The organism is Nostoc sp. C96 (genome assembly GCF_059384975.1).
Genome location: NZ_CM182020.1, coordinates 720,685 through 741,760 on the forward strand (window position 1 = coordinate 720,685; position 21,076 = coordinate 741,760).

Sequence of the window (21,076 nt, forward strand, 5' to 3'; positions counted from 1 at the left end):
CGATCGCTAACTAATGTCCTCAAGTTAATGCCAAAATTGATACTAGCTAAGTCTGGACAACAAACCACTAATTTAAAAGATTGGAGTGTTGAGTCAATGTATACAAGACAGTACAAAACAAAAAAAGCTTCTACAAATTCTGCTGATACCTCAACCTCCAATCAATTCGCACCACGCCGTTTTGTCGTCCAGCCGCAAGCTGAAGAAATAACCAACAACCAAACGCCTGATTTGCAGACTCAATCAGATAAGAAAAAGCAATCTGACAATAACCTGAAAAATATATCTGTATTTGCCAGCAATGTAACTCAACCTCAGCCACCCCGCATTCAAATGAAGCTCACCATCGGCCAGCCTGGTGACAAATACGAACAAGAAGCGGACAGATTAGCAGCAGATGTAGTGCAGCGAATTAATGCACCTGAGAGTGAAAAAGTTCAGCGTCAAGAATTAACAGGCGATGAAGACGAACTGCAAATGAAGCCCTTAGTGCAGCGTTTGTCGGTCGCCGATGGTATGACTGCAACACCTGATTTAGAAGAGTCGATACAACAGGCCAGGAGTAGCGGACAGCCTCTAACAAAAAGCATCAGGGAACCAATGGAACAGGCATTTGGCGCTGATTTCAGCAGCGTGAAGGTTCACACTGATGCTCAATCTGATCAGTTAAATCAATCGATTCAAGCGAAAGCCTTCACCACAGGGCAAGATATCTTCTTTCGCCAAGGCGCATATCAGCCAGGAAGCCGTGGTGGACAGGAATTAATAGCTCATGAGTTAACCCATGTGGTGCAACAACGGCCAAGCCAGGTAGTAATGCCGCAGATTAAGAGAGTTTCTATTAACACCACTCCTACTGAGACGGATCTAATGAGTAGGAAGAATTCAAAAAGTGAGAATTTAGCAGATAAAATACAGTGCCAAGAACTGCAAACAGGTACAGATGTTATACAGCGTGTTTCTGTTAAGGCAGCTATTAATATGTTTAATGAAATAGCCACAAAAAACGCAGAGGATATCAACAGACAAAAACAGCAGAAAGGAGGAGCATCCAAAGGATCTCAGGCGGCTTCTAAGTCTGTAAAAGCCGATGCAGAACAGAAGCAATCTGAACCACAGTTATCAGACTTGCAGCCAGTTGAAGCGAAGAAAGCAGAAGAGCCAGAAACTCTTGCTCCCCCAAGTACATCTTCTGATTTGAAGAAAGAGGAAACGCCTAATAAGGATGACCAAAGAAAGCAACAGGTTGAGAAAAACGTGAATGCGATCGCAGATCGTTTTTTCCAATACATGGAAGAGCAAGATGCCGCAGATGCAGATGCCGTAGTCAGGCAATCAAGTGCGGAAATATATACTCAGTTGATTAAATTCGCACGAGCAGGAATCCATGAATTCCTCTTGGAAAAGGAACAAAATGGAGAAGAGGATTACTTGCTCACCCCTGAAGAAATTCAAATGTGTATTGACGACTTTTTAGGTGAATATTGTAATGAATACGGAGAGTTGATAAAGAAAGTTTCAACCCAAGTAGAACCTCAGAAGAAAACTGGGAAAGAACGCTGGAATAAATTGGCCAAAATAGTCAGAACAGATCCAAATACGCCTCAGATAAAAGGTAAATCAAAAGCTTTAACTTATAAAAATATAGTTGATCAAGTGAAAACTGAGACAAAGGCTAAGGCCGCCGATTTGGGAAAATTAGATTTAAATCATCATAGTTACTGGCTAGAAGCTTGGGATGCACTACATCGTCCTGCTTTTAATTTGGCTGGTGAAGACGGAAAAGAAGGGCCTTTTGAAAATTGGCTTGAGGAAACTAAAATACTAGACTGGCTGGATACCCAAGAAAAGAGAGATAAAGAAATGATGACCGCTTTTGAAAAGCAAAAGAATGAGGGTGGTAAAACTAATTTTTGGGAATGGAAAGTAACTTCGGAATATTCTCAAAAATCTTCGCCACCTCCAAACACAATTTCTTTCTGGGAATGGCTAGAAAAAAATGGCGAAGGAGGTAAAAAAAGTGTCGATTACCTAGAGTCTGAAGTTGATCGCAGATCCAGAGAAGTCAAGATTAGCGGAGGTGCATGGAAAGATGCCTTTGGCGGGGTAGTTGACTCATCAGGTCTACTGGCTATAAGTTCTGATTTACCGAATGATGGAAAAGGTTGGATGATCTTTGTTCTTAGCCCCGATGGTAAATTCTATGCAGCTGGTCATAAGGAAGGGGAATATCATCACTCAAGTGCTTTAGCTGGAATCCCCATCAAGGGTGCTGGTGCAATTCAGGTGATAAATGGCCGACTGGAAGCGATCGCTGATAAAAGTGGTCACTACAAACCCAACATGCACCAAATGTATACAACGTTAACGCAGTTGCAAACAGCTGGTGTAGACCTTGCAAGCATAGATGTCATCACTAGAGATTTAGGAAACTTGAAAGGTGATAAATGGATGGAGAAATATCTCAATAGTGAACAACGCAAGGATTATCTTAAAACTGATGCAACCAATGCTTTCAAAATAAGCGGTAGAGATAACAGATAAAAAAAGACAAATAATCTAAACAATAGAGTTAATAAGTCCGCACAGCATCAAGAATACAGCCGCATTGTTGGCAACGAAGAGCAATCAATCGCCAGCCGCAAATCTTAGCGTTGAGGATGTCACAAAGCGATCGCTGTCTATGTAAACAAGAGTATCAATAGTGGCGTGGCGATCGCCCATCCAACCACCCTGCTAAACTAAAGTCACACCTCGTAATCTTCAAGAGCTATGAGCGCCACAACTAGCACAACTCTCACCCTAGAAGCGTTTATGAAGCTCCCAGAAACCAAACCGGCTAGTGAATATATTAATGGTGAGATTATTCAAAAACCAATGCCGAAGGGGAAGCATAGTCGATTGCAATTAAAGTTGTGCAACAACATCAACAACGTTGCAGAAAATCAACGGATTGCTTATGCTTTCCCTGAGTTGCGTTGTAGTTTTGGTACGCGCTCAATTGTCCCTGATGTAGCTGTGTTTAAATGGTCACGCATTCCCTTTGATGCGGATGGGGAAGCGCCTAATGATTTTTTATTGTGTCCTGACTGGACAATAGAAATTCTTTCTCCTGAACAAAGTTCTAACAAAGTCATTGGTAATATTCTTTACTGCTTACAAAATGGTTGTCAGCTAGGTTGGTTAATTGATCCAAGCGATCGCTCTATTCTTGTTTTTGCTCCGAATCAACAACCACAATTGTTGCAAGGTAGCGATCGCTTATTGAGTTTACAAGAAATCGACCTAAATCTGTCGGTAGAGCAGGTTTTTAGTTGGCTGAAGATGCAATCTATGTAAACAATAGTATTGATTGTGGCGATCGCTATTAATCTTCAGTAAGATGGTGCCAAAATTTTACAATACCTCTGTCGCAAAAATACGGTATCTGTGATGCTGGCACAAAAATCTCTGGAGAAGAAAAATGTATAAGCGACAACATAGAACAGGTAAAGCATCGGCAAATCAATCTGACACACCAGTAAATCAATTTGCACCTCGTCCGTTTGTTGTCCCAACTGAAGCCGAAGATACCACCCAAACACCCGATTTACAGGCTCAACAAGTCAGAAATAATACATTACTCCCTAGTCACAATTTCGCCAACATTCCCATTTTTCCCCCTGGTTATCAACCACCACCGCCGCCACGAATTCAGATGAAACTTGCTATTGGTGAACCAGGAGATGAATATGAACAAGAAACTAACGCTGTAGTCAAAGCTAGACAGCGAGTTGATGCGCCGATTGTTGGTGAAAATATCCAGCATAGCCAAACTCAGATTCTTAACAGAGACATTGATCCTTCTCAAGTCAAAGATGGGACAACGGCAATTAATCCCCAAGATATCAATTTAGAGAAAATTGGACATGGCTTGATTTATCATGACGTTTTAACAGATCAAGATAAAGAATGGTTGAGAGAACAAGGATTTAAAGAACAATGGTTTCCTGATGGCAATGTTGTTAATGCTGGTAGTGGTTTGAATTATGGATTATTATTACCGACAGAAGCAGGAGTAACAGCAGGAAAACATGCTGTATTGGCATTTCGTGGAACCAGTGATTTAGCAACAGCATGGCAAGATTTAGATATTAACTCTCCTGGACATGGTGGTATTCAGAATTTGCTAAAAGAAGTCCCTACTGGCTACATCGGTAATATTGTTTCCCAGTCAGGCAAATTGGATGTGACAGGCCACAGTTTAGGCGGTGCATTAGCGCAGCATTTTGTCGGTACTCATCCTGATTTAGTGAGACGGCTGGTAACATTTCAATCGGCTGCTCCTAATGCCAAACAATATCACAAAAATATTGATTCTCTACCAGAAGAAGAAAGACCAGAGGTAGTTCATCATATTGCTAAAGGCGATATTGTCGATTTAGCCGGAGGAGAACATCTTAAAGGAACCTTTTTTGAACATGATCTGGAAACTTCAGGATTAGCGAATGTTTCTACACTTGCCAGAATTAAACAAGCACATACATCTCAGCTATTAAATACTGAAGATATTATCGGAGAAGCAGGTCACGGTAATCATACTCAAGATATCACCATGACGGAAAATGCTACTCGTCCTTATACTAAATCTCGATTAGTCGAAGCCGGACGGATGATGGCACTAAATAAAGGTACAGCGGTTGCTGGTGGCTTGTTAGTTGGTGCGGCTGGATTAGCAGGAACAGCAATAGAAGTTCCCACTAGATTAGCTTACAAAGGTTTGACCAAAGCCGGAAGTGCGATCGCCTCTGGTGCATCAAAAGCTGGAAGTGCGATCGCTTCTGGTGCGTCAAAAGCCGGAAGTGCGATCGCCTCTGGTGCATCAAAAGCTGGAAGTGCGATCGCTAGTGGTGCGTCAAAAGCTGGAAGTGCGATCGCCTCTGGTGCGTCAAGTCTTTATGAAAATGTCACCAATTACTTCTCTGGAAACAAGGAAGAATAAAATATTTAACCTAGGATTTTTCTATGAATGGCCCAGTTATATTTGAGCGTCATTTCAGTGGCAAACTTGGAATATCCTTAGAAATTCCTCAGACTTGGCAAAAAATTGAAAAGCAATATTTAGATGAGCAAACAGAGGGATATTCCTATCCTGCACAATTGGTACATAACCCACAAATTTTTATTAAAAAAATTGTTGTCCCTAATGCAGAACAACATGAACAGAATTTTATAGAACTTGCAGATGAATTAATGCAATTACCATTAAAAAAATTACAACCAGAAGAATTTGAAATAATTACTCAAACACAGACAAAAATTGATAATTATCCAGCAAGATTAGATATTTTTGTGTTTCAATCTCCTGATGTTGAACTGCCCATTACACAATATCAAGTGTGTTGGCAAAATCATCAAACTGTCTATGGATTAATTGCAATGGTAGAGTCAACTGAAGAATTGCAATATTTACCGATTTTTGCAGCAGTTGCAGGTTCGATTCATTGTGAACAATGATATCAATTATGGCGATCGCTATTTATCTTCAGTAAGATAGTGCCAAATTTTTACAATACCTCTGCCGCAAAAATACGGCAGGTTTTTTGCTGGCACAAAAATATCTGGAGGAGCAAATGTATAAGCGACAACACAGAACAGGGAAAACTCCGGCAAATCACTCTGATGTACCAGCAAATCAATTTGCACCTCGTCGCTTTGTCAGCCAGCCGCAAACCGAAGAACCAGAACAATTACCTGATTTACAGACTAAATCAACCAGCACGGAAACATCTGGTAATAACTTCGCCAATATTCCAATTTTTCCCCCTGGTTATCAACCGCCACCACCACCAAGAATCCAGATGAAACTTACCATTGGTGAACCTGGGGATAAATATGAGCAAGAAGCTGACAGACTAGCAGCGGATGTTGTACAAAGAATCAATTCTCCAGAAACACCAGTACAGCCACAGCCAAAACCAGAAGAAGAACTGAGAAAAAAATCTCTAATACAACGTCTATCAGATGCAGACGAAACTAGTGCAACACCAGATTTAGAAGCTTCTATCCAACGAATGCAGGGTAGTGGACAGCCTCTTGCAGAGACGATCAAACAGCCAATGGAACAAGCATTTGGGGCTGATTTTAGTGGTGTGAAAATTCATACAGATGCTCAGTCTGAACAGATGAATCAATCAATTCAGGCCAAAGCATTTACAACAGGACAAGATATTTTCTTTCGCCAAGGAAACTATGATCCTGGAAGTAGAGGCGGACAGGAATTAATTGCCCACGAATTGACTCATGTAGTGCAGCAAAATCAGCAACAAGTACAGGCGAAGCAAGATACTAGTCAAACTACAAACCTTCCTGAAAGTCAACCAAGCAATCTGTTAGGAACTACTATTGCTCAAGATATTCAAGGCATAATTAGGATGATGCCTGAAGATGATGCAAAAACCTATATTAGAACGCAAGGTAACTTAAAGTGGGTTGCTGAGAATAGTGATATATGGGAAAAATTTAAACAGGCTCAAGAAAATAGTTGGAATATTGAAGATGTTCCTAATAACAAAGCTTTGAAAAAGTTAGTAGAAAACTTTGCTGCGGCAAATCCAAATCTAAAACCAGCAAAGAATAAAAAACCTTTAAATCAGTCTAATGAAAACCCAGATGACTTTCTGACAACGTGGCTAAAAAATAAGAATTATGAGGGTAAAGAACTTATATCTTGGAATAAATGGATCATTGAAAGCATTTCTAGGGAAAAACAAGTTACTGCACAACTTGAAAAAGTTAAGGAAGCTTGTGGTACTGAGGCAGCGGTACTAGAAAAAGCTGAATACATAATTAAGGTAGAGTCTGAGATTAAAGGAAATGCACTTAAAAAAGCTGAAAATATGGATATTCTTGTCCCGGAAGGACATTATTTAGTTAAATCTGCCAATGAACTGACTACGGGACTAGCCACAACTGGTTTAGCCACATGCACAGGAGTTGCATTAGTTGGCAAAAAAGCTGACTTTGAGGTTTATGCACTATGTCACATTGACAGTGATACAAATATCTCAGAAACTCTTTCTGCAATGATTAGCGATGTTCAGGCGAAACTGGGAGCAGATGATGAAGATGAGCAAAACTCACCAGTTCCACCTATTGAGGCTTATATTGTATCTCCTAACAATGACACATCTAATAATGTGATCGAAAATTTAAACACACGATCACAAAATGGAGAGGTGAAAGTAGTCCATATAGGTAACAGCATCGGGGGCATTCGTATTGGGGTTAAAAATGAGCAAAATAATGCCCAATTCTCTGGATTCCATGCAAAACATGATGATAAGAAATGGCTAGGTTGGGATAAAAAACCATTAGCCGTTTTAGCGGACACTATTTCAAGTTGGGCAACAGAATTAAAAGCGATGCCTGGTAATTCAGGCACAGAAGATGTAAAAAGACATATTAATGATGGTCTAAAAAGTATGTTTGAAGCCCTCAAAAAAATTGGTCAAGATCAACAGGAAGAACTTCAAAAAGTAGCAACGGTTATTAAAACTAACGAAAATTGGCTTAATCAGTATGAATATGGTCTAAAGTTAGTGCAGTGGGAGTCTAATTTAGTTTTAAACAATTAATTTTCATAAATATTCCTTACTCATACTCAAGAAAATTAACTTAGATTTATCCGTAGAGCAAATTTTTGATCGGCAGAAGATAACAAAAAATATGCTCTACGCTATTCTAAAACCTAACCTCTAAACAGAATTTCGTTGCGGCTAGTAGCGCCCAGTTCGGGTAAAGAGTTAGCGGGTGAATGGGGAGTAATAGCTGTGGGAACTGCGGGAGTTACTTCTAATTGTTTGACCAGACTTTGCAACAACTTATCTTGTTCTAGACGGTAGTTAGATACGAAGGGGCCACGGTTGAGGATAGCAAACCAAACCAAACCGCGATCGCGTGTCGGCATAACGCCAGCTAATGAACTCACATCGCGGAGAGTACCAGTTTTAATCACAGTACCCACTGGTATATGTCTGCTGTGTACTGTTCCTCGATGATCAAATCCCGACATAGGAAATAAATCTGCCAAATTCAGGTCATATCCTGCTGCTTGCTGTTGAATCGCCATTAACATTGCACAAACAGCCCTGGGAGAAATCCGATTTTCAGGGCCGAGTCCAGAACCATTGATTAATTGAATTTCTGACTCAGGAACTCTCGCCAGATATGCCGCCGTTGATTGTACTACACTTGCTCCCCCCACAGATTCTGCCAGCATCTCGGCCATTTCGTTATTGCTGTAAACGTTCATTTCTTTGAGCAATTGACGCAAAGGCAAAGATTTGTGCCGCACCAGCAAAGTTTGTTGCGGTGGTTGGGCGGTAACTTTAACAGCCCCTGTAATCACAACTTCTGGTTTAGGTGTGCCTTTAGGCATGATGGAGTAGATATAATTCGCTGGACGAGTCCAAGTTTTATAATTCAGCGCTTGCTTCACCATTTGACCAGCTAGTAGGGGATGGCGCTGGAAATTCATGGCAAAGTTGCCTGAAATGAGCAAATTCCCTTTAACTTGCTTAATGCCCATTTTATTGAGTGTATTGCCAAGGGCGATCGCTTCCTCCCAAACAAACATGGGGTCGCCACCACCAGCAATGACCAAATCACCTTGCAATACACCATTAACCACAGGCCCCGTAGTCCCAATCAAAGTTTCAAATTGGTGATCTGGCCCCCAAGTTTTTAAAGATACCAAAGAAGTAGCAATCTTAGTTAAAGAAGCCGCTGGCAAAGGTGTTGTACCTTCATGATTAGCCATGAGTATTGGCCCCGACTGTAACCAAATTCCCTGGCTTTCGGCTAAATTTTGGGCAACTAACTTAGATTTAATTAGTGCTTGTAAGTATTGTTGAACTGTATTCACCCCAGTATGATTGGGATCAGAAGCCAGAACTAAGCCAGGATTTACTTGCCCAGCCAATGCTTCTAAAGCATCAGAAGGCTTGATTTCTACTCCAGCCATTTCTAGCCACAGAGACACCAAACCTGAACTCAATAATTCCAGCATTTCTTACTCCCCAAGTTCTACGATGTGATTTGTGATTTACTGTGCTAATATACAGGCTTTTTTATGCTCATCAGCATTGGGTAATCATAACTGGTCTATTCCTAATCTGGTAGTAGGTAAAATAAATTTCTATTTGTTACTTATTTGACTTGACAATTCCTACTACCTTTATATGAATAAACTACATCTTTTTGGTTTCACGCAGAGGCGCAGAGGCACATAGAAGAGTACAGGAGTTTGGTTTTAATCAACGCAAACTTCTGTAATTTATTGTTTTGATTTTTCTCTAGATGGCAAACACTAATATTTATAGCAATGCTTTAATAATTTAGGCTCAAATATTTCAAAATTAGTTATAAAATATTTTGCTTTTCTGATAGAGTTTTTCGCTGTTTTAGTTGGGGAATTATATAAATACACTCACCGGAATTTTTATGTCACTTTTAACAGATGCGCTGGATAGAATTGAGACTTGGTTAGTCAAAAATCAACCGGAATTTGCTTTGAGTTTAGCGCCTGGACTAACTCGCCAAGAAATAGACGCAATTGTTGAAAATTTTCCTTATCGCTTGCCAGAAGAATTATACGAGTTTTACGGGTGGCATAATGGTTGCCAATATGGCTATATAGTTCCTAAATTTGACAATTATTTATCTTTGCAAGAAGCGTTGAAATGGTACGCAGACTTTTTAAGTTGGGGCTTTGATTGGAATCCGCACTGGCTAACGATATTAGATTTTAATGGTGATTATAGGTACGCTGTTGTTACAGGAGAAGATTCTGCACCTATTTGGTTCATAGATCCAGAGTGTTGTATTGAAGAAATTCGCTGGGATAGCTTAACAGATTTAATAATGGCAACGGCAGAGTGTTACGAAACTGGTGCTTGTTATCTTGATGATAAAGGAGACATAAAACAAGACAAACAAAAAGTTGCAGAAATTCACCGTAAGTATAACTATCGGGGCAGAGCAAAATCGACTACGAATGAATCATACAATCCTGAACCGCCAACATTTGCTAGTGAAGTTGATTTGTCTAACACGAATGCACTGGAAGAATTAATCCAGGCTTTGCAAGCTGCGCCATTGAGTCCTGATGCTGGGATGTTGCAAGCAATGGCAGCTAATACATTAGATAATTTAGCGAATTTGGGTTTAGCTAATCAAGTTGGTGCGGAACCGTTAGTAATTGGTTTACAAAATATACTCTATGACAATGCTGGCCATGCTCTAGCAGCAAAAAAATTAGGTGAATTAGGAGACATTCGAGCAGTTGAGCCACTTTTACAAGCTTTAAGCGATCGCTCTAGTAAAGTCAGAACCAATGCAATTGAATCATTGGTAAAGTTGGGAGATAGTCGAGCCGTTGAACCGCTAATTCAGTGTTTGCAAGACGCAGATTTTTTTGTGCGAACTAAAGCAGCATGGGCGTTAGGAGAATTTGGCGATACTCAAGCGATTGAACCGCTAATTCAAGCATTGAGAGATGAGAATCAGTCTACCGCTTGTGGTGCGATCGCCTCAGCATTAGGCAAGTTTGGTGATGTGAGAGCTATTGAACCTTTGATTGCGGTTTTTCGCAGCAATGGTAGTTTTCTCAGAGATGTTTCTAGTTTTCCTCATGTCCAATTAGCTGTGGTTCATGCTTTACGGCTCATTGATGATTCTAGAACTACAGATATTTTGGTGGAATTTCTCAGAGATCGGGAAGGTTTATTACAAGCCATCAAAAGAGATTGGCTACGCTCCGAGCAAGCAACTCACCAAGTTATCGAAACTCTCCTTACCCGTCAATATCCAGATCTACTAGAAATATTGGCCCAGTTACTACAAGATTCGGAAAGTCGCATTCAAACAAACACTCTTTCTGCGATCGCTAAGATTGCAAATCCTCTGATGGTCGACTTGTTAATTGTGACATTGGGCAGTAAAAATGACTGGCTACGTAAAAGTGCTATGTATTACCTGGGAGAACGACGAGATATAAGAGCTATTGAACCTATGATCAGTATTTTGCAGGATGTGAATGCAGATGTGCGTATAGCAGCTGTTTATGCTCTAGCAGAAATGAATGATGAGCGAGTTGCGAAAGCCCTAATTGAGATGCTCAAAGATGAAGACTTTAGGGTTCGCGGTGCAGTAGCATTAAATCTAGGCAATTTGGGAAATTTACAAGCAGTAGAACCACTTAATAAATGCTTAGAAGATGAAAGTTCAATTGTTCGGAAAATAGTTCAACAAGCCTTGAACAAGCTTTCATGATTGACAATACATTTGTTGTTAATGAGTCATTCCACCAGATGCAGAGACGCGAAATTTCGCATCTCTATAGAAATTTAATGTATAGCCTTAGTCACATAGATGAGGACAGTCTTGATAGCTCAAAGCCTTGTAATTACTGGGTTTATACTCAGCACTCAGCACTTTGCTATATTTCGTTAATTTCTTTAGTCTTGCCTTGAATATCAATATGATTAGCTGACTGGTAGACAAGCTTTGCAAAACTTTCTGAAGGTTAACAAGTGACGCACAATGTTAATCAATAAGTCTTGGCACTACTTTCTCTCTGGATGGGCTATCTCCTGTTGCGAAGGTCTACCCATTTGATTAATAGTGGCAATCATCTGATATAAACGCCCCAAATCTCGTTGATTAAAGTGCAAAATTAACCGAGGTAATTCTAAAGTTTCATCTTGAGCTTCTTGAGGCAAAGCCTGACTTTTTTCAATTTTGCCTTTTACGAGAATGTCACTAAAATCAGCATTTAATTGTTCTACCTCTGCATCTGATAAATCACAACTGAGGCGAATCACCAACTGATTACTCACGTAGCGGCTGGAGTGATAAACTTTATAAAAATCTGTGATGGCGTTACAAGCTACTTCCAGGTTATCTGTCACAGTGTAAAGGCTAGGGTCTTCTGGACTCACAAGACCTTTCTGTACCAGTTGTTGATCAATATAATCGCTCCAAGACCGCCAATAATCGCCGCCTGGATGGTCAATTAAAACTAAAGGTACAGGGCCAAATTTGCCTGTCTGACTTAAAGTCATGCACTCAAAGGCTTCATCTTGAGTGCCAAACCCACCAGGAAACAACGCAACTGCATCACTTTCTTTGAGGAGAAACAGTTTGCGGGTGAAGAAATACTTAAAGTGAATCAGCTTTGGATCACCTTCAATAATCGGGTTAGCTTGCTGTTCAAAGGGTAACTGAATATTTAACCCAAAGGAATTTTCTCGTCCAGCGCCTTCGTGACCAGCCTGCATAATTCCGCCGCCGCCACCTGTCATCACCATAAAACCCAACTGAGTCACAGCGCGACCAAATTCCAGCGCCATTTGGTACTCTGGTGTTTCTGGTGATAAACGGGCAGAACCAAAAATAGTTACTTTACGTACGTGTCGGTAGTTGTAAAATAACTCAAAGCCTCGCTCCATATCCGCTAAAGCAGAGGATAGTATTTTCCAATCAAGACGATCAATGTCACTATCAGCCAAACGGATTATAGTAGCAAGTGCCTGTTGGATAAATTGCCGATTTTTTAAAGTCGGTAGGCGATCGATTAAGTCAGCGATATCCGCTTGCAGAGACTCTAATGTGTCAAACGAGGCAGATGAGGTCATGAGAACTGCTGGCACAATGGCATTACATTTTACCTAATTTTTGGCTGATATTGACAATGTTTTTTTAAAACAAAAATATTCAGCTTTTGCCACCTCTACGCACTGGCTACAGCACAGGAAACACCATGCTATGAGAGGGTTTCCCGACTTGAGGTGACTTGTGTGAGAGGGGTTTTTTGATCTGTCGAATTCACGTTAAATGCTTATGTGATTACCTGTGGGACTGAGACTTTCACAGTAACTTTTTTGTTAAAAGTCAAATTGTCTTCATCTTTATCAATCAGGATGGTATCGCCACCAATAAAAGTATTTTCTAATAATTTAGTGGCGATGGGGTTTTCTACTTCTCGCTGAATTGCTCGTTTTAAGGGACGTGCGCCATAAATGGGGTCATAACCCATTTCCACGAGGTAATCACAAGCTGCTGGAGTGATTTCAAAGGAGATTTTCTGCTCTTTTAGCAGGTTCTCAACCCGCTTGAGTTGAATGCGGATGATGTGACGCATTTCGGAACGGCTGAGGGTATGGAACAGGATAATATCATCTACACGGTTGAGAAATTCGGGGCGGAAGTGCGATCGCAGTGCATCTGTTACCCGGTTCCGCATCATGTCATATTTAGAATCATCACCAGACACATCTAAAATGTGTTCACTGCCAATGTTACTAGTCATCACAATCACAGTATTACGAAAATCTACTGTTCTGCCTTGAGAATCAGTAATTCTCCCATCATCCAGTACTTGCAACAAAATATTAAACACATCGGGATGAGCTTTTTCCACTTCATCCAGCAGCACGACTGAGTAAGGATGACGGCGAACCGCCTCGGAAAGTTGACCGCCTTCTTCATAACCAACATATCCCGGAGGCGCACCAACTAACCGCGAAACCGAGTGTTTTTCCATATACTCGGACATATCTAGGCGTACCAAAGCATCATCAGAATCAAAGAGAAACTGTGCTAAAGCACGGGCTAATTCGGTTTTACCGACTCCAGTCGGCCCCATAAACAAAAATGAACCAATGGGACGGCTGGGGTCTTTCATTCCTGCACGAGCGCGACGAATAGCTGCGGCTACGGCTTCGACGGCTTCGTGTTGTCCAATTACTCGTTCGTGTAAATGACTTTCTAGTTGCAGTAATTTTTGGCGTTCTGATTCCAATAAACGGTTGACGGGGATACCTGTCCACTTGGCGACTATTTCAGCAATGTCTGCTTCGGTGACTTGTTCGCGCAACAAAGTCGAACCTTGGCTTTGCAGTTCTAAAAGTTTTGTTTCTTTGGCTTCGCGATCGCGTTGTACGCCTTCTAATTTGCCATACTTCAATTGGGCAGCTTTATTTAAATCATACGCCCGTTCTGCCTGATCAATTTGCACTCGCAAGGCTTCTTCTTCTTTCTTTAAAACACTAATCGCTTCTAATAACTGCTTTTCACCTTGCCATTGTTCGTTAAATTCTTGCTGTTTTACCTTTAAGGTGTCAATTTCTTCTTCAATGCGCTGCAAACGTTCGCGGGTTTGGGTAGGAACTTTTTCTTCTCCCGCTAGTGACAGCTTTTCCATTTCTAGCTGCATTAAGCGGCGGTCGATGGTTTCCAATTCTGAAGGTTTGGAGGTAATCTCCATTTTCAACTGGGCGGCGGCTTCATCTACCAAGTCAATGGCTTTATCGGGTAAAAAGCGATCAGAAATATATCGTGCTGATAAAGTAGCCGCAGCTACTAATGCTGAATCAGAAATTTTGACGTTGTGATGGACTTCATAGCGTTCTTTCAAACCCCGCAAAATCGAGATAGTATTTTCTACGTTCGGCTGATCGACAAATACTTGTTGAAAACGGCGTTCTAAGGCTGCGTCTTTCTCAATATATTTGCGGTACTCATCTAAAGTGGTTGCGCCAATACACCGCAGTTCACCTCTCGCCAGCATAGGTTTGAGTAAATTTCCTGCATCCATCGCCCCTTGTTGATTGGAACCTGTACCCACAACGGTATGCAGTTCGTCAATAAACAAGACAATTTGTCCGTTGGACTCGATAACTTCCTTGAGGACGGCTTTGAGGCGGTCTTCAAATTCACCCCGATATTTTGCCCCAGCAATTAAACTACCAATATCTAAAGAGATTAATTGGCGATTTTTGAGAGATTCAGGGACATCACCGTTGATTATACGTTGTGCCAAAGCTTCGGCGATCGCAGTTTTCCCTACCCCCGGTTCACCAATCAAAACCGGATTATTTTTACTACGACGCGACAACACCTGAATCACGCGGCGAATTTCATCATCCCGGCCAATAACTGGGTCGAGTTTGCCCGCTTTGGCTTGTTCTGTCAAGTCTCTACCAAATTTTTGCAGTGCTTCATAGCGAGATTCTGGATTTTGATCTGTCACTTTTTGGCTACCACGCACAGCTTTAATTGCCGCCTCTAGAGTACCACTATCAGCATTAAAACCTTTGAGAATTCGCCGACCAATACGTTCGTCTTCCGCAAAGCCTAAGAGAATATGTTCTACAGATATGTAGGTATCTTTCATTTTGACTCTTGCTTCCTCAGCATGGTCAAGTAGCACATCTAAAGTGCGACCGAGATAAAGCTGGTCATTATTAGCAACTTTGGGCTGACGTTGGGTATAAGCTTCTAGTTGCTGTTGCAAGCGGATAGGGTCGATTTCCGCCCGTGCTAAGATGCGAATCGCTAAACTGGTGGGTTCTTCTAAAAGGGCAATAATTAAATGTTCAACGTCTAATTGTTGTTGTTTATAAGCACGAACTATATCCTGAGATTTGACAATTGCTTCCCAGGCTTTATCTGTAAATTTATTAGGATCTGTAGGCTGCATCGTTACGATTTTAAATGGCGGATTTTATTTAAGAAATTGGGGGTTGGGGAAAGGTGGAGGACTTAGATGCACTATCCGGCGATCGCGGCATCTCCTTATTAGTAGCGTAGGATAAAAGATCTCACCCCCTACACCCAACCTCAACAAACAAGGTTTTTGCGTAAGTCTTGTGAATCAAAAAGACCTTACACCCTAATCGTAATCAAAATTATGGCGATACGAGTTGGTCTTGTGAGGATTGCTTCACAGATGATCCTTGACTACCCAATTGAATCAGTTCAATTTTGTATCCATCCGGATCTTCGACAAAAGCAATTACTGTAGAACCATGTTTCATTGGCCCTGGTTCCCGCACAACTTTACCACCACGATTTTTAATTGCTTCACAGGTAGTGTAAATATCATCCACTCCCAACGCAATGTGGCCGTAGGCGTTACCTAATTCGTACTTTTCCACGCCCCAGTTATAAGTTAATTCAATAACTGCATTATCACTTTCATCACCGTAGCCAACAAAAGCTAAGGTAAATTCTCCCCCTGGATAATCTTTTCTCCGGAGTAATTTCATACCTAGGAGATCACAGTAAAATTTCAATGATTCTTCTAGGTTCCCCACCCGCAGCATTGTATGTAATAAGCGCATAATGATTTTTGACTTTGGTTCTGTAGGATTTATTGATTGCTGCCAACATTTTACAAGGGACTGATCAAGAGGATGAGCCTCTAACAGAAGAGATATTTTTGTATAAACATACCCTAATATGTCTCTAATGCTGAGTTTTTATGTATTTCGAGATGATTTACTCTGCAAAAATTTCGGTTACACACTTAACGCACCACCTTTTTTTGGTGGTGCGTTATACAAAAACAAACAGAATTAAAAGTTCTCAGATTTAGCTAAACTCCTTTACCAGTCATCAATAGAAGTTTAAGCAGATCTATCTTCCCGTTCTATTTGTTGTCGAATGGTATCAATGGCAGCATTAATACCAGATAGCTTGGACTCTAAATCATCGCGCATCCAAGTCAAGAACTTGAGTTTACGTTCTAAATGAGCTTTGTGCGAAATAGGTTCGCTACCGTAACAGACGTTACCCCAAAAAGGAAACATACTTGGCCTCTGGATTTAGCTAGATAAAAGTGTGCGATGTTGCACTACTAAATTACATTCTGGCTAAAAACAAGCTGACTGGTAGAGTAAAAACCGACCAAAATATTACGTGTTTGGTAAACTATCAGAAAATTATTTTTTTCCTTAAAAGAGTATTTTCATATTCTGCATCTAGACTTATGCCTGAATATGGAATTGCTTTAATCAAGCAGAGTTTAGTGCTGACTGTGAATGCCGAAATCGCTTGTGAGGCAGGATAAACATTATAGCAGATTTGAAACCTTTAATTATCCTTTCTCTAGTTGACAATAATCGCTCCCAAGAGTCTTTTTTCATGTCTTGATGCTGAATAGCAGTACGTGCTTTGTTGACATTACGTAGGCTATCCATTAAGTTAATCAACGCATCAAAAACAGTCCCAGCAATTGTTTTGGCGCTGACTTTTGTGGGTAAAACTATATTTTGGGCAGTTTGAATGAGATTAACTAGATGCGATCGCATTTGTTCATCTGGCATTAAACCTGATGGATAATGAATAACAACAGATGCGGCTGTAGGATTAATTCGGACTTTGGCATTCTTAATTTGTGATTCTATCGCTACTTTGAGTTTATTCGCATATTCCAAATCTTTTGATAGCCGAGGAACCCGAAAGCGAATTCGTCCACTAATTGCATGAGCAACGCTATATGCTATTTGTTGAGCTTGCGTTTTCTCATACATTAAATTTTTGCTATTTTTTGCAGTTTTCCGCTTAAAATTGCTCGGATAATTTTGTCTTTTGCTAAATAATTGTAGATAATTCATAACCCAGTTTTACTTAATAAAAAATAATTTTATTGATATGTTTCCTAGTTAATTTATTTAGGTAAGGTTTTTAAATTATTTTTCTTTGAAATAAACTATTTACAACACAAAATATAGTAAATGTTAAGCTATCTCGAAAAACTCTATCCACAGAAGAGTCTCAGCAACTATCAAAAGTATGAAGATAATCAAACACAATAAAATAGAGGCGTTGGAATGCAACGCCTCTACAACTATGGCAATTGCTTATTATCGAGAGTTACTCTTATCTGTACTAGTATCACCAGTGGTAGAAGAATCAGTATTTGATGTTGCCTTAGTTTTACTACTGTCCGCTGGAGCAGGATTATCTTTTGGAGGAGTGGTTTGTGTTCCCGAAGTTACAGGCTGTTGAGGTGGAACAGTTATATTAATGTCTGGTGGGGAAGGTATATTTACGGATGGAACTTGTTGTTGAGGAATTACAACAGGTACTTCTCTGGTTCTTTCGATAGGTACTTCTCTGGTTCTTTCGATGATTGTGGTTTGTTGTGGTTGGGGAGTAGGAAGATCATTTTTAGGTGAAGGAGTCACTATTGGTTGAGTTTCGTTAACTACGGTTTCTCTGGGCTGGTTAAAGTACCAGAATGCACCAACAATTAAACCAGCTAGAGAGGTGAGCAAAATCCCCAATAGTAAGCCACGAGAAGCATTGTCATTATCACGGGCGGCTAAATTAGCTTGCTGGTAGTTACGCTCAATTTCTCGACCATTTGCATAACCATTGCGATAAGAATTGACATTGTTGGGATTGTTGTTAACTGTTTCACTGGTGCGTGTCAGGTTAGTGTGAGTGTTACCGTAATTATCCGTGTAAGACTCTTGTCTAGTTTCGTTGTTATAAGTTTCGCGATCGCCTGAATTAGTCATACTATTAATTACACTCCTAAAATCTGTACTAAAAAAGCTAAACTCTGACGACAAAAGAAATTGCAATACTAATCTGACAAGAACCAAATAAATTTGCGTTCTTTTTTTTACTTAGCTTTTAATGATATTCAGCATACCCTCTGTAATTGCACAGATGGTTCTATCTAAAGTTGGGAGTTTATCATCTGCCAAAAGAATTAGTTTCAGGTAGAAATATGCTGTTATTAGCTGTTACCTAAAAATGTTCAAGCTTGTTTACAGGCGATCGCTCATACTAAAAAATAGTCAATTAGCAAACATTTATATAGATGTTTTCCTTACCTATAAATTCTCAAACACCACACAGTGGGTATCATTGGGATGGCAGTAGTCGCCGTTTTTTTGAAGGTTGGTATTATCGGGTAACTTTGCCAGACTGCGGACAAACCTTCGCCTTTATGTACTCAATTGAAGATCCTATTGGTGGTAAACCTTATAGTGGTGGTGCAGCGCAGATTCTCGGACCTGATGATCAGTATTTATGTCGCACTTTTCCAGATCTAGACAAATTTTGGGCTAGTCGAGATGTCTTAGCTTTAGGACATTGGGGTAAAACCAACCTCAACACTCAACCTCTCTACCTTTTACCAAAAGAATTTGAACAACATATTCAAGAGGGTTATCAAGCTACAGCCACCATCAACCAAGGAATAATTCGTGATCCTGCAACTGGTTTTTATTGCCGTTGGTTATATGAAATTCAGCCAGTATACGCTTGGGGAAATCAAAATAGCCCTCAGCAATCAACTGCTGGCTGGCTGTCATTTTTACAGATTTTTGAACCTGGCTGGCAAATTTTGATGGCGCATGGCTTGGCTAGTGGTTGGATAGACTGGAATGGCAAAATCTATCAATTCACCAACGCACCAGCCTACAGCGAGAAAAACTGGGGCGGGGCTTTTCCACAAAAATGGTTTTGGCTAAACTGTAATTGCTTTGACGGTGAACCTGACTTAGCATTAACCGCAGGTGGTGGTAGACGCGGTGTGTTGTGGTGGATGGAATCTGTCGCCATGATTGGAGTACATTATCAAGGCACATTTTATGAATTTGTGCCTTGGAATTCGCAAGTCCAATGGCAAATTCAACCTTGGGGTAGATGGCAAATGCAAGCTAAAAATCTAAACTACGAGGTTGAATTGACAGGAACCACGCATCTACTAGGTACACCCCTACGTGCGCCGACAACCAATGGTTTAGAGTTCTGTTGTCGGGATACCATGCAAGGAAAACTGAATTTGGAGTTGCGAAAAGTAAGTGACAAACCATCTCAAGTTATCCTAAAATCACAGAGTTCTCTGTGTGGTTTAGAAATAGGCGGCGGTTCTTGGGATAATTCTTGGCACTCTAGCTAAAACTACTGCTATTATATTTATGCCTCATAGTTGGGGCTGTAGCTCAGTTGGATAGAGCGAGCGCCTCCTAAGCGCTAGGCCGTGCGTTCGAGACGCACCAGTCCCGTCGTTATATCAAAATAAATTCACCAAAAATTTCCTCGGTAGTTTTTGCGGAATCTTCTAAATTTATCTGAAGTTAACTAATAAATACTTACTGAGAGCGTTTATACGGAATTTAATCTGTATGAACATCAAAATTGTTAACAAACTATAGGGTGGATTTGACAAAAGTCTGCTAATCTAACATATATTTTTGACTTATTCAGAGAAGAATACGTATCACTACACGAAATCACAGAGCCTTGAAGAACAATTTTTTGTTTACAGGTAAATCTTTTCGGTTTATGGTTCTTGCCTTACCCCTATTTATGTGGCTTGGTTACAAAGAATTCCAACAACAAGCTAAACAACCTGAAGCGGTTTTAGTATTGGGTGGTTCAACCAAAAAATTAGAGAGAGAAAAGTTCACAGCGGAGTTTGTTCGTAAGCATCCAAAGTTACCGATTTGGATTTCTGGCGGTAGTCCACCTAGATACACGCGGAAGGTGTTTGTCAAAGCTGGCGTTGATCCCAAGCGGTTACACTTAGATTATGAGGCTGTAGATACAGTTACTAATTTTACCAGCTTAGTAGACGATTTAAAAGCCCACGGCATCAAGAGGGTTTATTTAATTACCTCAGATTTCCACATGCGTCGTGCGTCTGTTATTGGTGAGATTGTCTTAGGTAGCCGGGGAATTGATTTTCAGCCAGTATCCGTACCTTCAGAATCACCACCTGAACCTTTAGAGAAATCTATTCGTGATGGAGCTAGAGCTTTGGTGTGGGTAGCTACGGGTTATACAGGTGCTGATGGCGGTAAAAAAGTTGCTAAATCAAGGATGGAGAGTAGGAAGTAAAAAGGTAAAAGGCAAAAGTACAAATAATGAATTTTTTACTTTTTACTTTTTACTTGCTTATGCGGCGATTTCTTGGACTAGAACAAAAGGTTGTAAAATCAGGGTGTGGAATCGTTTTTGCCGATCGCCATTCCATTCTCCCACTTGGTCTACGGAAGGTTTGGTAATTAATTGCTCATCAATCCACTGCTGTACAGATTGAGAGTTATCACTAGCGATCGCTTCTCCTACATCTACAAGACTTAACCCTGGCGTTACCAAAATTACTGCATCGCGTTGTACATGAGGAATTAACCATTCCCATTCTGCTTCATCTACGCTTTGTGTTAATTCTGCTCTTAAATCTGACATGACTTCACGTTTTTCTTTTTCTAAATTTGATTTTACATTA

The 21,076-nt window shown here is 40.5% G+C and carries 16 protein-coding genes and 1 tRNA gene; 9 read left to right on the top strand and 8 right to left on the bottom strand.

Features of this window, described 5'->3' with window-relative positions:
- The first annotated feature begins 27 nt into the window (after positions 1-27).
- The 5 genes from AC504W_RS03170 (at position 28) to AC504W_RS03190 (ending at position 7,616) form a co-directional block, all read left to right on the top strand.
- Positions 28-2,544 carry an eCIS core domain-containing protein gene (locus AC504W_RS03170; protein WP_494876211.1) on the top strand — a complete coding sequence of 839 codons (2,517 nt, stop codon included), beginning with the start codon at positions 28-30 and terminating at the stop codon, positions 2,542-2,544.
- A gap of 228 nt (positions 2,545-2,772) precedes the next feature.
- Complete coding sequence (locus AC504W_RS03175; RefSeq protein ID WP_494876212.1) at positions 2,773-3,339, top strand: Uma2 family endonuclease; 567 nt, start codon at positions 2,773-2,775, stop codon at positions 3,337-3,339.
- 124 nt (positions 3,340-3,463) lie between these two features.
- Positions 3,464-4,981, top strand: a complete 1,518-nt coding sequence (locus AC504W_RS03180; RefSeq protein ID WP_494876213.1) for an alpha/beta hydrolase family protein — start codon at positions 3,464-3,466, stop codon at positions 4,979-4,981.
- A gap of 23 nt (positions 4,982-5,004) precedes the next feature.
- Positions 5,005-5,496 carry a hypothetical protein gene (locus AC504W_RS03185; RefSeq protein WP_494876214.1) on the top strand — a complete coding sequence of 164 codons (492 nt, stop codon included), beginning with the start codon at positions 5,005-5,007 and terminating at the stop codon, positions 5,494-5,496.
- A gap of 116 nt (positions 5,497-5,612) precedes the next feature.
- Entirely contained in the window at positions 5,613-7,616 is a 2,004-nt protein-coding gene (locus AC504W_RS03190) for an eCIS core domain-containing protein (RefSeq protein ID WP_494876215.1), read from the top strand.
- A 113-nt stretch (positions 7,617-7,729) separates the two neighbouring features.
- On the opposite strand, the gene AC504W_RS03195 is transcribed toward AC504W_RS03190, so the two are convergent.
- Positions 7,730-9,049: a D-alanyl-D-alanine carboxypeptidase gene (locus tag AC504W_RS03195; protein WP_494876216.1), complete on the bottom strand. Its 1,320-nt coding sequence runs from the start codon at positions 9,047-9,049 to the stop codon at positions 7,730-7,732.
- A gap of 434 nt (positions 9,050-9,483) precedes the next feature.
- Here AC504W_RS03195 and AC504W_RS03200 point away from each other — a divergent pair, with 434 nt between their 5' ends.
- Positions 9,484-11,313 (top strand): HEAT repeat domain-containing protein, encoded by a 1,830-nt coding sequence (locus AC504W_RS03200; RefSeq protein WP_494876217.1) that lies wholly within the window; start codon positions 9,484-9,486, stop codon positions 11,311-11,313.
- Between the two features lie 293 nt (positions 11,314-11,606).
- Here AC504W_RS03200 and AC504W_RS03205 read toward each other — a convergent pair whose 3' ends face one another.
- From AC504W_RS03205 to AC504W_RS03230, 6 genes are all read right to left on the bottom strand, one after another.
- Positions 11,607-12,677 (bottom strand): LOG family protein, encoded by a 1,071-nt coding sequence (locus tag AC504W_RS03205; protein WP_494876218.1) that lies wholly within the window; start codon positions 12,675-12,677, stop codon positions 11,607-11,609.
- A 203-nt stretch (positions 12,678-12,880) separates the two neighbouring features.
- Positions 12,881-15,523 carry an ATP-dependent chaperone ClpB gene (gene clpB / locus AC504W_RS03210; protein WP_494876219.1) on the bottom strand — a complete coding sequence of 881 codons (2,643 nt, stop codon included), beginning with the start codon at positions 15,521-15,523 and terminating at the stop codon, positions 12,881-12,883.
- 208 nt (positions 15,524-15,731) lie between these two features.
- Positions 15,732-16,166, bottom strand: a complete 435-nt coding sequence (gene gloA, locus AC504W_RS03215; RefSeq protein ID WP_494876220.1) for a lactoylglutathione lyase — start codon at positions 16,164-16,166, stop codon at positions 15,732-15,734.
- 285 nt (positions 16,167-16,451) lie between these two features.
- The gene (locus AC504W_RS03220) at positions 16,452-16,634 is read right to left on the bottom strand and encodes a hypothetical protein (protein ID WP_494876221.1); all 183 of its coding nucleotides are present in this window, start codon (positions 16,632-16,634) and stop codon (positions 16,452-16,454) included.
- Positions 16,635-16,838: 204 nt separating this feature from the next.
- Positions 16,839-17,357, bottom strand: coding sequence for an HMA2 domain-containing protein (locus AC504W_RS03225; RefSeq protein ID WP_494876222.1), 519 nt, complete (start codon positions 17,355-17,357; stop codon positions 16,839-16,841).
- A 333-nt stretch (positions 17,358-17,690) separates the two neighbouring features.
- On the bottom strand, positions 17,691-18,350 hold the full coding sequence (locus tag AC504W_RS03230; protein WP_494876223.1) for a hypothetical protein: 660 nt from the start codon (positions 18,348-18,350) through the stop codon (positions 17,691-17,693).
- A 308-nt stretch (positions 18,351-18,658) separates the two neighbouring features.
- Between AC504W_RS03230 and AC504W_RS03235 the strand changes: the two genes are divergently transcribed.
- The 3 genes from AC504W_RS03235 to AC504W_RS03245 all read left to right on the top strand — a co-directional run bounded on the left by AC504W_RS03235 (position 18,659) and on the right by AC504W_RS03245 (position 20,685).
- Positions 18,659-19,744, top strand: a complete 1,086-nt coding sequence (locus tag AC504W_RS03235) for a tocopherol cyclase family protein (protein WP_494876224.1) — start codon at positions 18,659-18,661, stop codon at positions 19,742-19,744.
- Between the two features lie 32 nt (positions 19,745-19,776).
- Positions 19,777-19,850, top strand: a tRNA-Arg gene (locus AC504W_RS03240).
- Positions 19,851-20,130: 280 nt separating this feature from the next.
- Positions 20,131-20,685 carry a YdcF family protein gene (locus AC504W_RS03245; protein ID WP_494876225.1) on the top strand — a complete coding sequence of 185 codons (555 nt, stop codon included), beginning with the start codon at positions 20,131-20,133 and terminating at the stop codon, positions 20,683-20,685.
- Positions 20,686-20,742: 57 nt separating this feature from the next.
- On the opposite strand, the gene AC504W_RS03250 is transcribed toward AC504W_RS03245, so the two are convergent.
- Positions 20,743-21,036 (bottom strand): DUF2288 domain-containing protein, encoded by a 294-nt coding sequence (locus AC504W_RS03250; protein WP_096583921.1) that lies wholly within the window; start codon positions 21,034-21,036, stop codon positions 20,743-20,745.
- Positions 21,037-21,076 lie beyond the last annotated feature (40 nt).